This is a genomic window from Caballeronia sp. LZ024 (assembly GCF_031451455.1).
In the GTDB taxonomy this organism is placed as follows: Bacteria; Pseudomonadota; Gammaproteobacteria; order Burkholderiales; family Burkholderiaceae; genus Caballeronia; species Caballeronia telluris.
Map to the genome: position 1 here is coordinate 1 of NZ_JARUXL010000066.1, position 453 is coordinate 453.

A 453-nucleotide genomic window follows, 5' to 3' on the forward strand; every position below is an offset into this window, starting at 1 on the left:
GATAGCCGTCGTGCCGGCGCGAGATGGCCGCCACGCGGAACTGCAGTACGTCGTTGACTGGGACGTTGACCATCGCCTCCAGATTGCGCGTGGCGTAATCGCCGAGATCGACGGACGCGCGGCCCTCGAACGTCCGCGAAGGCTTGGCCGTTGCGATCTCAACGATGCCGCCCACCGCGTTGCGCCCATACACGGCGCCTTGCGGCCCGCGCAGCACGGAGATGTGGTCGAGATCGTAAAGCGTGCCGCTCAACGCGTAGGGGCGATTGTCCGAGCTTCCATCCGTCACGACGACCACGGACGGATCGCCGATTTCGGTCGTGTCGCGACTGGAGATGCCGCGAATCGTCAGCACGGGCACGACGGTCTGTACCTGCGCGTAGTTGAGATCCGGCGCGATCGTGGCGAGCGATTTGACGTCGCTGACGCCGGTGGTTTCGAGGAAGGCGTCGC

Annotated in this window: 1 protein-coding gene; it reads right to left on the reverse strand. The window is 65.6% G+C overall.

What is annotated here, in order from left to right; all coding sequences use genetic code 11:
• On the reverse strand, nt 1-453 hold a 453-nt coding region (locus QCE48_RS32075; protein ID WP_309794521.1), incomplete at both ends, for a TonB-dependent receptor plug domain-containing protein.